The sequence below is a fragment of the Haloarcula sp. H-GB5 genome (genome assembly GCF_054850705.1).
In genome coordinates this window covers 1,071,411-1,084,702 of sequence record NZ_JBTWBG010000001.1, presented here as the reverse complement: position 1 = coordinate 1,084,702, position 13,292 = coordinate 1,071,411, and the positions used below count along the sequence as shown (strand labels likewise).

Sequence of the window (13,292 nt, the reverse complement as noted above, 5' to 3'; positions counted from 1 at the left end):
TTTTTCCCGGAAGGTAGGGAACTGATTGCGTATGTCCGACGACCTCAAGAAGGGACTCGAGGGTGTCATCGTCGCCGAGTCCGAACTCAGCGTTATCGACGGCGACGCTGGCAAACTCGTGTATCGGGGGTACACCATCGAGGACCTCGCGAAGGGTGCCAGCTACGAAGAGGTGCTGTACCTGCTCTGGCACGGCCACCTGCCGAACCGGGACGAACTCTCCGAGTTCAAGCAGGCGATGGTGGCGGCACGCGACGTAGACGACGACGTCATCTCGACCGTGCGACAGCTCGCCGAAGCGGACGAGGACCCGATGGCAGCGCTCCGGACTGCGGTGTCGATGCTTTCGGCGTTCGACCCTGCGCCCGAGGACGCCGAACCGACCGACGAGACGGTCAACCTCGAAACTGGGCGGCGGATCACGGCCAAGATCCCGACCATCATCGCGGCGTTCACTCGTATCCGCGACGGCAAGGAGCCCGTCGAACCCCGCAACGACCTCGACCACGCCGCGAACTTCCTGTATATGCTCAACGGCGAGGAACCGGACGACGTGCTCGCCGATGTGTTCGATCAGGCGCTCGTGCTCCACGCCGACCACGGCCTCAACGCCTCGACGTTCTCGGCTATCACGACGGCGTCGACGCTGTCGGACGTTCACAGCGCAGTCACCTCTGCCATCGGGACCCTGAAAGGGCCGCTCCACGGCGGGGCCAATCAGGATGTTATGGAGATGCTAAGGGAGGTCGACGACGCCGAATCCGACCCGCTCGACTGGGTCAAGAACGCCCTCGACGAGGGCCGCCGCGTCTCCGGCTTCGGCCACCGCGTCTACAACGTCAAGGACCCGCGCGCGAAGATTCTCGGCGAGCGCTCGAAGGAACTCGGCGAGGCCGCCGGGACGCTCAAATGGTACGAGATGTCGACCACCATCGAGGACTACCTCATGGAAGAGAAGGGACTGGCCCCGAACGTCGACTTCTACTCGGCGTCGACGTACTACCAGATGGGCATCCCCATCGACATCTACACCCCCATCTTCGCGATGTCCCGCGTCGGTGGCTGGGTCGCCCACGTCTTCGAGTACATCGAGGATAACCGTCTGATCCGCCCGCGCGCCCGCTACGTCGGCAAGAACACCGACGAGACGGAGTTCGTGCCGCTGGACGAGCGATAGCTGCCCGACCGCTGTCAGTCGTCCGTAGCCCGTGACTCCCGTGGCCGTGAGCGGTTTCACTGCGCGAACCGCCGTCAAAGAGCGCTCTGACGGGCCGCGTGAAAACCGAATATTTTCCGCATACTGGGGAGCGGCGACGCTACAAACGGTGGGTGTTAGAACGTCGACTTGAACCGCGTCACGCCGTCGTCGGTGCCGGCGATGACGAGCTTGTCAGTCGGTTCGATAGTCACGTCAGGGCCGAGGTCGGTGATGACGGCACCGTCGCGTTCGATAGCGACCACCGTACAGCCCGTCCGTGAACGGATATCGGCTTCGCCGATTGTCGTATTACCGAGGCCGTCGGCAGCGACGCGGATGACCTCGACCTGCTGGTCCATCGAGATGACGTCTTCGTCTTCGAGAATCGTGGAGGCGAGCATCCGGCCGCTGACCGTCGACAGCGCGAGGACGTAGTCCGCGCCCGCACGGTACATCTTCTGGACGTTCTCGCTTTCCTCGGCGCGGGCGATGATTTCGACGTCCGGGTTGAGGTCACGGATAACCAGCGTCGCGAATTCGGTGTCGGTATCCTCCGATAGGGCGAGAATAACCGTTCTGGCGGCGCTGACGCCAGCGTGTCGCAGATCGTCGGGCTCCGTGGCGTCGCCGACGACATCGACGCCGGTCCCGTCGGTTTGATCGAGCACCGTATGCGGTACCCCGGCGTTCGTGAGCGCCGACGTGATCGTCTGGCCGACCTCGCCGGCACCGATGATGACCGTCTCCCCGCGGCGAAAGCCACGCACGCTGGAGAGGGTCATCTCCTTGAGCCGCTCCAGTTGGCGTTCGGTTCCCGAGACCAGCAGGACCGTGCTGCCGTCGAGTTCGGCGTCGGGGTCTGGCGGACTCACGAACTGGCCGCGGAACCACGCGCCGATGACGTTGACGCCGGTTTCCTCGCGGATACCGCTGTCGGCCAGCGTCGTTCCGACGAGGTCGCTCCCGCGGTGGATCGGCAGTTCGGCGATGTCGAAGTCCTCACCGATCTCTATCGAGTCCCCGAGTGTCGTCGAGACGCCGGTCGTCACCTTGCTTGCGAGGCTCTCGCCGAGCAGGCCACGCGGCGACAGGACAGCGTCAGCTCCGGCAAGGTCGTGGTACTTCGCGCGGTCGGGCTCTTTGACGACGCTGACAGTCTGGACGGATTCGTCGACTTCGCGGGCGGTGAGGATGATACTGGTGTTCACTTGGTCGGACGCGTCGGCCACGACTGCCCGGGCGGACGACAGGTGGGCTCGTTCGAGCCCGTCGACGGACTGCGGGTCGGCGTGGATGACGTAGTACCCGTCTTCGTAGAGGTCGTTGGCCCGGTCCCGGTCAGGTTCGACGATGACGTAGTCGACGTCCCAGGTGTCGAGTTCGGTGACGAGCGTCTCACCGCGAGGGGAGAACTGACAGATGACGACGTGGTCGCTGAGGCTGTTCTCGACTGTGTTCGGGGCTTTCGTCGCCATCGCCTCTTCGAACAGCGGAAACAGCAACACCGGCAGCGCGAGGAAAATGAGCACGACGCCTGTGATATCCATCACGATGACGAGCAGCCGCATCTCCGTGGTACTCCATGGGGCGTCCGAGCCGTACCCGGTCGTGGTGAACGTTTCGACCACGACGCGAAGCGACCGCAGGAACGGTTGCGGGTCGTTTTCGAACGCCGCCATTCCGTAGTCGTATGCGAACGCATACCCCAGAATAATGCCGCCAAGCGCGACGATATACACTAGCGTCCGTCGCAGCCAGGTATCCATCTACTACGTTCTGGGATACCGAGTGTAAAACAGTTCTGTCCGGCTAGCCGACGGTCGCTTCCCGTGACGAGCAGTAGCGGTGCGCAACCCTGTCCGGTTGCTGTCTTGCACTTTCACTTTCACCGCGCTACGACGGGATTTAAGTCAATCGCGTTCGTTCTCCCGCGTGCAGTCACACGCTCCCCCTTTCCGTTTCAGGCCACTACCCGTGTAGTTGCGACTGTAACACCTGTCGAGACTGCATAGTCGGCCCACAGTATAACATGGTCCGGTGAATAGCCACTCCCATGCTCTCATTTGAGGATGTCCTCGCGGCACAGGACACCGTCTCCGAGACGGCCAGACATACACCGCTTGATTACTCGCACACGTTTTCGGCGATGACGGGCGCGGATATCCATCTCAAGCTCGAACTGTTCCAGCGCACGGGGTCGTTCAAAATACGGGGTGCGACCAACCGTATCGCGTCGCTTTCAGATGCTGAACGGGAGGCTGGTGTCGTCACTGCGAGCGCCGGCAACCACGCCCAGGGGGTCGCACTGGCCGCCACGCGAATCGGCGTCGATTCGAAGATCGTGATGCCGGAACGGGCCCCGGTCTCGAAAGTCAAGGCGACCCGAAGCTACGGTGGTGACGTGGTCCTCCACGGTCGAGACTACGACGCGGCCGCCGAACACGCCCACGAACTCGAGCGCGAGGAGGGCCGGACCTACGTCCACGCCTTCGACGACGAGAAAGTGATGGCGGGCCAGGGGACCATCGGACTGGAGATATACGAGGACCTCCCCGGCGTAGACACGGTCGTCGTCCCTATCGGCGGTGGCGGGCTCATCAGCGGCATCGCGACGGCGCTCAAAGGCAAGGACGAACGCATCCGCGTCATCGGCGTGCAGGCCGAGGGGGCGTCCAGCGTGGCGGAATCCCTGGAGAAGGGCCACCGCATCGAGCGCGACAGCGTCGAGACTATCGCCGACGGCATCGCCACTCGTACCACGGGCGAGCAGACGTTCGAGGTCATCAGCGAGCGCGTCGACGAGGTTGTGACGGTGTCGGATTCCGAAATCGCTGTCGCGCTGACGACGCTGTTAGAGCGCTCGAAAACGCTCGCCGAGGGCGCGGGGGCCGTCGCGCTGGCCGCCGTCATGGAGGAGAAGTTCGACTTCGAGGACGACGAGACGATCGTCCCCGCGCTGTGTGGCGGAAACATCGACCTGAACATGCTGACCAACGTCATCATGCGTGGCCTCGTCGAGACCGGCCGCTATCTCAAAATCCGAACCGTCCTTCAGGACCGCCCCGGCGCGCTGGAGGAACTCGTCGAGGTCCTGTCACGCGAGCAGGTCAACATCTACGGCATCGAGCACGACCGGACCAGTCGCGATGTGGCGATGAGTTCGGCCGAGGTCGAACTGGACCTGGAGACTCGCGGCCACGACCACGTCGATGAACTCATTGACGCGCTCACGGACGAGGGGTACGAGGTCGACGTACTCGTCTGACCCGAAGCAGCCGCGTCGCGGCTCTCCTGCTGTCAGCTTCCTCTTGATGCAGGCTCTCGCCATCGTCCTGCGCTGATTCCGGCGGGGTTTTAGCCGCGGCGGCCACCGCTTCGTGTATGGGACGGCCCGCACGGACAGTACCTGCCGAGACAACAGCACGGAGCGGAGGACGCTGATGGACCCACGAACAAAGGCCAGCCTCCTGTGGGGCGTTGTCGGGGGCCTCGCGTTTCTGGTTCTCATTCAGGGCTACGAACTGCTGGCCGGGGCACCGGTGTCGGTATCGGCCAAAACTGGTGTGGCTATGGCGGTCGGCGTCGGGGCGACACTCGCATCATACCGTATGCAACCCCGGCTGTTCGGAAACGAAAGCCCTTAATCGCCCGCCCTCACACTCTCGAAGTACGAGCCAGGATGGCCGAACGGTAAGGCGCACGCCTGGAAAGCGTGTTCCCTTTCGGGATTCTGGGTTCAAATCCCAGTCCTGGCGTTTTCTGTGACTGACTGTGAGTGAGGAGCGACAGCGACGACCGAGCCAGCAGTCGTGAAACGCTGACGACTGGGATTTGAGCACGGTAGTCGCAGCCCCGGAACGGCCGAACGAAGTGGAGGCCACACGCCCGGAACGTCTACCATCTGTTCAAATCCCAGTCCTGGCGTAGCGAGGTTCGAACGACGTGAGAACCTCGGAGAACGCGAACGGTGAACGAAGTGAGCCGTGAGCGGCGTCTTCTGCGACTGACTGCGAGTGAGGAGCGTCCACTTCTGGCACATTGGTGCGTCTCTCACCGCCGAACCACCGTACCGTTTTGCCGCCCCGGTACTGATACTCGGCCAATGGTCGAACAGCGCGACGGTGACGAGATAGACCTGCTGGACTCCTCGATTCGGACGACCAGCGGAGCGCTGGTATCAACGACGCTGTTCGTTCTCAGCGGCATCGTCTACGCGTTCGTTACGTCGCCTGCGGCGACCGGGACGTATTTTTTCATCGCCCTCTCTGTTTCGCTGGTCCTGCGTCCGATTCGAGGTATCAGCCAGGCGTTGAAGAAGGTCGGCAGCGAACGGGGGGAGCTCGTCGGCCCGTATCTCGGTCTGGCGGCGCTGTTTGCCCTCGGATATCTCCTCATCGTCGGTGTGATCGTGGCCGCGCTGGGCGGTATAATCGTCCGGAACACGGTGATTTCAACGGGGCTGCTCGCCCCAATCGGCCTGTTTGCGGTTTCGGTCGCGCTGTCGATGATTGTGTCGAGTCTGGTCGGTGCCATCGGCTATCCGAGCGTGGAGACATGGCTCACCAGTACGCAGAGCGCTATCCAACTCGTCATCTTGCTGGCGCTGGCCCCGACACTGGCGAGCGCCGTCGACCTGTTGCTGATCGTCGCCGGCGTCCGGCTGGCGGTGCTCGGTCCTGTCGCCGTCGCGCTGGGTGTCGTCCCGACCCTCCCGGACCGACACGCTGTCGAGCGCGCCTGGGACTTCGCCAAGTGGAGCATCCCGGACCAGATTTTCGACCGCCTGTCGTACAACATGCCGGTGTACGTGCTGGGCGTCGTCGCGACGCCAGCGGCCGTCGGTATCTACGAGGCCGCCGACCGGTTCGCCGACTTCGGCGCGACGATCTCCTGGCATCTCTCTTCCCCGCTGCTCACGAAGGTCAGCGGGGACTCCTCCGCCGGCGACACACAGCTCGCCTATCTCGACGGTGCAGTCACCGGCGGGACGGGCATCACCTTCGTGGTCTTTGGCTACTTGCTGGCTGCACACGACGTGGTCGCGCGGATCGCCTTCGCCGGCTCGGAGGGCGTCTTCTCGGCGACTGTCCTGCTCGTCGGGGGTGTGAACATCCTCCGTGGCTTCTGGACGCTTACATCACACGCCATAGAAGGTATCGGAAAACCAAGCGTGAGCTTCCGCACGAAGCTCTACGGACTGGCGTTCAGTGTTCCGGTCCCAGCGATATTCGGTGCGGAGTTCGGGGCCCTTGCTGGGGCCGCCGGGTACGGCGTGATGAACTTAGTCATCTTTGGGTACGTCCTCTATTACTCCCAGTCTGTCTTCGGACGGATTCCGCTCGAACCGCGGGTAGCAGCATCTCTCACTGTCGGCCTTGGCGTCTCGTTCGCACTCACGACCGGCGCGGTCGCCGGCCTCACGCGCACTGGCTTCTCCCCGATTGCCGTCGCCAGCGTGGCCGCTGTGACGTGTCTCGTCGGCTTCGGTGGCTTCCTCGTTGCCGTGTCAACACCGGCCAGGCTCGTCGCTGTTCGGACGGCAACGCTGTGGCGCAGTCGCGCCCGCTCTCTGTTCGGGTGAGCGCCGCTGTTCGTCGCTGCCGCCGCGGCTCAGAGCCAGCGGTAGAACTCCAGCGTGTACCCTTCGGGGTCCTCGACGAAGGCGGCGAAAGCGTCGGCGGCGTCGACTTCAGTTGGTTCGAGCACCGGCGCAGCGCCGGCGTCGATGGCCGTCTCGAAAGTTTTCTCGACATCGTCGACGGTGAACGCGATGTGGTCCACGTCGGCGCGGTTCGGCGCGACTGGGGTGGTCCGGTCGGGGTCGTGGCGCAGTTGCAGGTCACCGTCGCCGTCCCGACCGAGGTAGACGTTCTCGACGCCGTCGAGCGTGAATCGATTCGTCTCCTCGAAGCCCAGCGCATCGTAGAACGCCATCGCACGGTCGAGGTCCGAGACGCAGATAGCAGTGTGTGCGAGGTCCATGCCGCGGCGTTGTGGACGGGGCGAAATGAGTGTGCCGGTAACGCGGCTATCGCGGCCAGTTACAGGAGGTCGCCGCGAGCGACGGGAACGACACTGCCCCCGACCCGGACGCTGATATCCTCACCGCTGCCGTCAGTCGAGAGGTGTAGCAGTGACGGTCGCCCCATCTCGTAGCCCTGCTCGACGCGGGCCTCGACGGCGGGGCTTCCGAGCATCTCGTGGCGGGCGAGATACGCGGCCAGGCAGCCGTTCGAGGAGCCAGTCGCGGGGTCTTCCGGCACGTTGTAGAACGGCGCGAACACGCGGACGGCGAGGTCGTTGTCGTCGCTCCGCGGTTCTCGACAGACCGCCAGAACGTTCTTCGCGTCTCGGTCGCCGGTCACGGCGTCGTAGGCGTCCCGATCCAGATCGATGGCTTCCAGCGCATCGCGGTTGTCCATCGGGACGACAATCGTCGCCAGCCCGGTGGAGACGATTTCGACCGGCCAATCGTGGTCCAGTTGCGACGCCGATAAGCCAAGCACAGCGGCGAGGTCCTCGTGGGCCAACTGTTCGCCGAACTCCGGGGCCTGCTGTGTCATCCACAGGGTCTCGCGGCCGTCGCGCTCTCGCACTTCGACCGGGACTTCACCGACGGGCAAGTCCAGCGTCACCGTTTCAGGGTTCCCGCCGGCCAGGTGGTCCCGGATGACTTGTGCTGTCCCGAGGGTCGGGTGACCGGCGAAGGGTATCTCGGCGGCGGGGGTGAAGATGCGGACCGGCCACGTACCGTCGGTCGGCTCGCCGGTGACGAACGTCGTCTCGGAGTAGTTCATCTCGGCGGCGATGGCCTGCATTTCGTCCTCGTGGAGGTCGCCGGCGTCGGTCACGACGGCGAGTTGGTTCCCGGCGTATCGCTCCTGTGCGAACACGTCGACGATGTGGAACGGGTGGGACATACCTGTTCGCTCGGTGGCGTCCCCAAAGAACACTCCGGATACCTGTCGGATGGTATCGAGCCACGCACAATCACCGGGCTATTTGCCGCCGTCAGCCGTGTCGGGGGCATGGACACTGTCGCAATCGCTTGTTTCGACGGGTTCGACGAACTGGACGCCATCGGCCCCTACGAGGTGTTCGAGAACGCGGCGCGCTTTGGTGCGTCGTGGGATGTGACGCTCCGGTCGGTACGTGACTCGGATACGGTCACCGCGAGTCACGGGCTCCGGGTCGAACCGGACGGCCCGCTCGCCGACGTGACCCCGGACCTGCTTGTCGTGGCCGGCGGCGGGTGGAACGACCGGAGCGAAGCCGGCGTCTGGACGGAAACCGAACGCGGGGAGCTACCCGAGGCCGTCGCGGCGGCACACGACCGCGGCGCGACCGTCGCCGGCGTCTGTACCGGTGGCATGGTGCTCTCCCGGGCCGGCTTGCTCGATGGTCGGCCGGCGGTGACACACGGCGGCGCAATCGAGGACCTGCGGGCGACTGACGCGACGGTGGTCGACGCCCGGGTCGTCGACGACGGCGATGTTCTGACCTGTGGCGGTGTCACGTCCGGGCTGGACCTCGCCGTCCACCTCGTCGAACGCGAGTGGGGCGCGGACGTGGCCGCCGCTGTCTGTGAAGAGATGGAGTACGAGCCCCGCGGCGATATCTTCAGCGGCGACTCGGCATAAGAGCGCTCGGCGGACGGGCGTCTCAGGCGTTCGCGCGGGCGTCGTCGAGCAGCGCCTGCACATCGACGGCCTCGCCGGTCTCGCTGCTCTCAATGGCGGCGAAGACGATGGCCATCGACTGGAGGACGCTGTCGACGTTCGTCGGCATCGGCTCGCCGCCGTCGATCCAGTCACAGAACTGCTCGATGAGCCAGGCGTTTTTCCAGTGGGGCCGTTCGGCTAGCGGCACCGTTTCGCCGTCACCCTTACCGATGCTCTCGAAGTTCCCGGTGTCGTACGCGTCAGCGTGGAACCGCTCGACATCGCGGCGATCGAGAAGGACCGTCTGGTCCGAACACTCGGCGCGGAACTGCTCGTGCCCCCAGCCGTTCAGCGTCGTCGCGTTGGCGTAACTACCCTCGTACTGGGCGCGGGTCCCGTCGGCGAAATGCAGCGTCACGAGGCCGCTGCAGTCTCCGTCGTAGTCGGCCTCCTCGGGCGTCCACGTCTCGGCGTACACCCGCTCGCAGGGTGAATCAGCCAGCGATGCGAGGATGTCCAGGTGGTGGATTGCGCCGTCGAGCAGGAGCATATCGTCCATCTCGTAGACGTAGTCGGCGTAGAAGCCGCGTTCGCGGACGTTGCCCGTGTATCGGGCCGTCAGATAATCGATGTCGCCGGCTTCCTCGACGGCCCGTCGGAACGTCGCCTTGTCGCGGTCGAACCGGTGGCTCATCGTGACGCCCATCTTCTTGCCGGCCTCGTCGACCTTCTCGGCGACGCGGACCGACGCCTCGAGCGTGTCAGCAATCGGCTTTTCCGAGATGATATGCAGGTCGTGGGCGAGTGCCGTCTCCACGACGGCCTCGTGGGTCGACGGCGGCGTCACGATGGAACAGATGTCGGCCGGGCGCTCCGAGAGCGCGGTTTCGAGGTCGGTGTAGCACTCCTCGGGCGACAGGCCAAGTTCCTGCTCTGCCAGTTCGTGCCGTTCCGGGTCGGTATCGACTGCGGCGACGACCTCGATTCGGTCGTCGTGGACGTTCGGCGGAATCGCGTCTGTCGCCCAGGTAGAGCCCTGGCCACCCAGACCGACGTGGACTAATCGGTATGTCATGGCTCCGCTATTGCTTCAACGAATAAATGCTGCACTATCTCATCAGTACTCGTCCGCGTCCGGAAACTCCACGCGGCGCTCCATTCCGTCTTCCGCGAGCACCACTTCGCCGTCGAACGCGTCGCGGGCTTCGTCGACTAGCTGGTCGGCGCTCGCAGCGTAGCGCGTCGAGATGTGCGTCAGCGCCAGCGTCGACGCGCCGGCCTGTCGCGCTACGTCGGCGGCTTCCCGGGCAGTGGAGTGCGCTGTCGCCTTCGCCCGTTCCTTCCGGTCCTCGGCGAAGGTAGCGTCGTGAACGAGCAGGTCCGCGTTCTCACTCGCCTCGATGACGCTCTCCGTCGGCAGCGTATCGCCGGTGTAGACGAATCGCCGACCGGGGCGGGCCGGACCGACGACAGCTTCCGGCTGGATAGTCTCACCTTCGTGTTCGACGGCCTCACCGCGGTGGAGCTTGGAGTACTTTGGCCCCGGTGGGATGCCGAACTCCGCTTCAGCTTTCTCCCGGTCGAACTTCCCTTTCCGGTCGTCCTCGTCAAGGACGTACCCGACGCTGGCACAGCGATGGGCCGTCTCGATTGCCCGAACCTCGTACTCCGACCGGTCGAGGACTACGTCGCCGGCCGATACTTCGTTGATGCGGACGGGAAACGAGGGGGTCGTCCCGTTGGCCTGGATGAGCTGTTTGATGTTCCCGCGCGTGCCCGCCGGCGTGTGGACGGCGATCGGCCGCTCGCGTTCGTTGAAGTCCCACGTCTGGAGGAGTCCCGGAATCCCGAGTACGTGGTCGCCGTGGAGATGCGTGACGAACAGGTGGTCGATAGCGAAGCCGGTGCCGTAGCGCATCATCTGTCGCTGTGTGCCCTCGCCGCAGTCGAAGAGGAGGTAGTCGCCGTCGCGATTGACGAAGATGCTGCTCGTGTTGCGCTGGGTCGTCGGCACGGCCCCACTCGTCCCGAGAAACGTCACGCGCATAGTCATCGCATCCTCTACTGTCGACGGGTAAACCGGTGTCGAAAGGGCGTCGTCACAGTAGCACTCTTCGTCTGGTTTAGGCGGGTCGCTACGACGGTCTTTGTGTGTCTAGTAGTGACATGGCTATTCGTACTGGGCGGAAATAACGGCCGCTTTCCGACGTTTCTCGCCATCTCGCGCTCGTCTTTGCCGAGAGCTTAATCACCAGCAAAACAATTTAACAGCGAGTACGTATCGCTCAGTCTCACTTTCCTGATTCGGCGGTCACAGGGATCGGCTTAGCAAGTTATTATGTTTTTCTGAACTGTCTCGTCAGTTTATGTGTCGTTCACCCGTCCTATCGTTCGCATTGCCTGCCGATCACTGCATGACCAACTCATGATAAAAAATCGCACACTTGCCGTTTTCGCTGCGTTGCTCGTCGTTGGCGGCCTCACCGCACAGGTTGGGGCTGTACCGGGCGTGACAGCGCAACAGGAATCGCCGTCGGAACAGGCCGGGAACACAGGGATCGCTGTCGACTCCCTGACTGCTCCAGAGAGCGTCGCACCGAACTCGACTGCTGACGTAGCCGCAACGGTCACGAACAACGAGAACACCTCGGTGACTGAATCCGTGGCGTTCCGGTTCGATGGAGCTGTCGTCGACCGGACGCTCGTCACGCTTGAGCCCAACGAGACCACTACAGTCCAGTTCTCCACGGACACGACCGGCATTGAACCCGGTGACTACCGCCACGGTGTCTTCACTAGCGACGACGGACAGGTCGCCGCGATTACCGTCTCCGACTCGTTCACGCTGGAGAGCCTCAACGCACCGACGAGCGCCACCGCCGGTGACAACATCACCGTTGATGCAACCGTTGCCAACCCGAACGACTTCAACACGACCCAGACCGTCGAGTTCCGACTGGGTGGCCAGCCGCTGGCCTCCGAGTCTGTGACTCTTGACGCGAACGAATCCACTGACGTGACGTTCACCGCCGACACGACCGGTGTCGAGCCGGATACGTACATCCATAGCGTCTTCACGCGCGACGACGGTGCGTTCGTCGAGATCACCATCGAGTCTGCTACTGACACGCCTGAAGAGCCAACTGAAGACGAAACTGAGGAGCCGCCCGCAAACGAGACCGAGGAACCGACTGAAAACGAAACCGAAGAGCCGCCAGCGAACGAGACTGAAGAACCGACCGAAGGCGAGACTGAAGAGCCGCCAGCGAACGAGACCGAGGAACCGACTGAAAACGAAACCGAGGAGCCACCCGCAAACGGGACCGAAGAGCCGCCAGCGAACGAGACTGAAGACGAGACTGAAGAGCCGCCCGCAAACGAGACTGAAGAACCGACTGAAAACGAGACCGAAGAGCCACCAGCGAACGAAACTGAAGAGCCAACCGAAGACGAAACCGAGGAGCCACCCGCGAACGAGACCGAAGAACCGACTGAAGACGAGACTGAGGAGCCGCCAGCGGACGAAACTGAGGAGACTGACGAAAGCGACGAGACCGACGAAACGGACAACGCGACCGAAGAAGCCGGGACGACAGAAGGCTAACGCGCCACCCTGTCACCCGTTCACATTTTTAATGGTGGCCGTCGTACCGTAGTCCATGAAGTTCGTTATCGTTGGCTATGGCCGCGTCGGCATCCGGACCGCACGGATTCTGCAGAGCGAAGGGCACGAAGTCGTTATCATCGACAACGATCCTGTGAAAGTCGAACGGGCCAGAGAAACCGGGTTTGAGACGATCCAGGGTGACGGCAACGAGGAGAGCGTCCTTGTCGATGCCGGTATCGAAAGTGCGGACGCTATCGGCGGTCTCACGGGCGATCTGAATACGAACTTCACCGCCTGTATGATCGGCAAGGAGTTCGGCTGTCGAACCGTTCTGCGGATCGACGCCGACTACCGCGAGGAGATCTACGAGAAGTACGCCGCCGACGTGGACGAGATCATCTACCCCGAGCGGCTGGGCGCAGCCGGTGCGAAGACGGCGCTGCTGGGCGGTGACTTCAACGTCCTCGCCGATCTGACCGAACAGCTCTCGGTCGCGAGCATCCGTATTCCCGACGACTCACCGTTTGTCGGGAAACGGGTTGTTGAGGTGGAACTGCCCGGCGACGCACACATCTACGCACACGGCAAAGACCACGAACCGATGACGATTCCACTTCCACAGACCGAGATCGAACCCGGCGACAGCGTTGCGATCATGGCTGATCCCGGCGGGCTGGACGACATTCGAGCGACGCTCCGTGGCGACGCGCCAGCCTAAGATTCCGGGTATCCGGGCCGCTCTGTCGAAATATCTCTCAGACTGATAGTATCTGCTGTGTTCGACGAAAGCCGGGGGGAAGTAGGATATGAAAGGGAGGATCGCGGT

General features: G+C 63.5%; 12 protein-coding genes and 1 tRNA gene. 8 read left to right on the top strand and 5 right to left on the bottom strand.

The window, feature by feature from the left end:
• The first annotated feature begins 31 nt into the window (after positions 1-31).
• Positions 32-1,177, top strand: a complete 1,146-nt coding sequence (gene citZ, locus ACYJ11_RS05680; protein ID WP_461647038.1) for a citrate synthase — start codon at positions 32-34, stop codon at positions 1,175-1,177.
• A 155-nt stretch (positions 1,178-1,332) separates the two neighbouring features.
• On the opposite strand, the gene ACYJ11_RS05675 is transcribed toward citZ, so the two are convergent.
• Positions 1,333-2,964 carry a potassium channel family protein gene (locus tag ACYJ11_RS05675; RefSeq protein WP_461647037.1) on the bottom strand — a complete coding sequence of 544 codons (1,632 nt, stop codon included), beginning with the start codon at positions 2,962-2,964 and terminating at the stop codon, positions 1,333-1,335.
• A 287-nt stretch (positions 2,965-3,251) separates the two neighbouring features.
• Between ACYJ11_RS05675 and ilvA the strand changes: the two genes are divergently transcribed.
• The 4 genes from ilvA (at position 3,252) to ACYJ11_RS05655 (ending at position 6,779) form a co-directional block, all read left to right on the top strand.
• Entirely contained in the window at positions 3,252-4,463 is a 1,212-nt protein-coding gene (gene ilvA, locus ACYJ11_RS05670; protein WP_005537038.1) for a threonine ammonia-lyase, read from the top strand.
• A 175-nt stretch (positions 4,464-4,638) separates the two neighbouring features.
• Positions 4,639-4,842: a hypothetical protein gene (locus tag ACYJ11_RS05665; protein ID WP_461647036.1), complete on the top strand. Its 204-nt coding sequence runs from the start codon at positions 4,639-4,641 to the stop codon at positions 4,840-4,842.
• Positions 4,843-4,871: 29 nt separating this feature from the next.
• Positions 4,872-4,953, top strand: a tRNA-Ser gene (locus ACYJ11_RS05660).
• A 347-nt stretch (positions 4,954-5,300) separates the two neighbouring features.
• Entirely contained in the window at positions 5,301-6,779 is a 1,479-nt protein-coding gene (locus ACYJ11_RS05655; protein ID WP_461647035.1) for a polysaccharide biosynthesis protein, read from the top strand.
• 29 nt (positions 6,780-6,808) lie between these two features.
• On the opposite strand, the gene ACYJ11_RS05650 is transcribed toward ACYJ11_RS05655, so the two are convergent.
• Both ACYJ11_RS05650 and ACYJ11_RS05645 read right to left on the bottom strand, forming a co-directional pair.
• The gene (locus tag ACYJ11_RS05650; protein WP_461647034.1) at positions 6,809-7,180 is read right to left on the bottom strand and encodes a VOC family protein; all 372 of its coding nucleotides are present in this window, start codon (positions 7,178-7,180) and stop codon (positions 6,809-6,811) included.
• A 59-nt stretch (positions 7,181-7,239) separates the two neighbouring features.
• Positions 7,240-8,118 (bottom strand): PhzF family phenazine biosynthesis protein, encoded by an 879-nt coding sequence (locus ACYJ11_RS05645; protein ID WP_461647033.1) that lies wholly within the window; start codon positions 8,116-8,118, stop codon positions 7,240-7,242.
• 108 nt (positions 8,119-8,226) lie between these two features.
• Here ACYJ11_RS05645 and ACYJ11_RS05640 point away from each other — a divergent pair, with 108 nt between their 5' ends.
• On the top strand, positions 8,227-8,838 hold the full coding sequence (locus ACYJ11_RS05640) for a DJ-1/PfpI family protein (RefSeq protein WP_461647032.1): 612 nt from the start codon (positions 8,227-8,229) through the stop codon (positions 8,836-8,838).
• A gap of 22 nt (positions 8,839-8,860) precedes the next feature.
• On the opposite strand, the gene ACYJ11_RS05635 is transcribed toward ACYJ11_RS05640, so the two are convergent.
• Complete coding sequence (locus ACYJ11_RS05635) at positions 8,861-9,934, bottom strand: Gfo/Idh/MocA family protein (RefSeq protein WP_461647031.1); 1,074 nt, start codon at positions 9,932-9,934, stop codon at positions 8,861-8,863.
• 42 nt (positions 9,935-9,976) lie between these two features.
• The gene (gene rnz / locus ACYJ11_RS05630) at positions 9,977-10,912 is read right to left on the bottom strand and encodes a ribonuclease Z (protein ID WP_461647030.1); all 936 of its coding nucleotides are present in this window, start codon (positions 10,910-10,912) and stop codon (positions 9,977-9,979) included.
• A 372-nt stretch (positions 10,913-11,284) separates the two neighbouring features.
• On the opposite strand from rnz, the gene ACYJ11_RS05625 reads away from it, so the two are divergent.
• On the top strand, positions 11,285-12,463 hold the full coding sequence (locus ACYJ11_RS05625) for a hypothetical protein (protein ID WP_461647029.1): 1,179 nt from the start codon (positions 11,285-11,287) through the stop codon (positions 12,461-12,463).
• Positions 12,464-12,518: 55 nt separating this feature from the next.
• Positions 12,519-13,184: a potassium channel family protein gene (locus tag ACYJ11_RS05620; protein WP_461647028.1), complete on the top strand. Its 666-nt coding sequence runs from the start codon at positions 12,519-12,521 to the stop codon at positions 13,182-13,184.
• Positions 13,185-13,292: the final 108 nt, after the last annotated feature.

Excerpts from the sequence above, each read along its gene's own strand:
- citZ (WP_461647038.1), top strand. The coding sequence starts at position 32 with ATGTCCGACGACCTCAAGAAGGGACTCGAGGGTGTCATCGTCGCCGAG.
- ACYJ11_RS05675 (WP_461647037.1), bottom strand. The coding sequence starts at position 2,964 with ATGGATACCTGGCTGCGACGGACGCTAGTGTATATCGTCGCGCTTGGC.
- ilvA (WP_005537038.1), top strand. The coding sequence starts at position 3,252 with ATGCTCTCATTTGAGGATGTCCTCGCGGCACAGGACACCGTCTCCGAG.
- ACYJ11_RS05665 (WP_461647036.1), top strand. The coding sequence starts at position 4,639 with ATGGACCCACGAACAAAGGCCAGCCTCCTGTGGGGCGTTGTCGGGGGC.
- ACYJ11_RS05655 (WP_461647035.1), top strand. The coding sequence starts at position 5,301 with ATGGTCGAACAGCGCGACGGTGACGAGATAGACCTGCTGGACTCCTCG.
- ACYJ11_RS05650 (WP_461647034.1), bottom strand. The coding sequence starts at position 7,180 with ATGGACCTCGCACACACTGCTATCTGCGTCTCGGACCTCGACCGTGCG.
- ACYJ11_RS05645 (WP_461647033.1), bottom strand. The coding sequence starts at position 8,118 with ATGTCCCACCCGTTCCACATCGTCGACGTGTTCGCACAGGAGCGATAC.
- ACYJ11_RS05640 (WP_461647032.1), top strand. The coding sequence starts at position 8,227 with ATGGACACTGTCGCAATCGCTTGTTTCGACGGGTTCGACGAACTGGAC.
- ACYJ11_RS05635 (WP_461647031.1), bottom strand. The coding sequence starts at position 9,934 with ATGACATACCGATTAGTCCACGTCGGTCTGGGTGGCCAGGGCTCTACC.
- rnz (WP_461647030.1), bottom strand. The coding sequence starts at position 10,912 with ATGACTATGCGCGTGACGTTTCTCGGGACGAGTGGGGCCGTGCCGACG.
- ACYJ11_RS05625 (WP_461647029.1), top strand. The coding sequence starts at position 11,285 with ATGATAAAAAATCGCACACTTGCCGTTTTCGCTGCGTTGCTCGTCGTT.
- ACYJ11_RS05620 (WP_461647028.1), top strand. The coding sequence starts at position 12,519 with ATGAAGTTCGTTATCGTTGGCTATGGCCGCGTCGGCATCCGGACCGCA.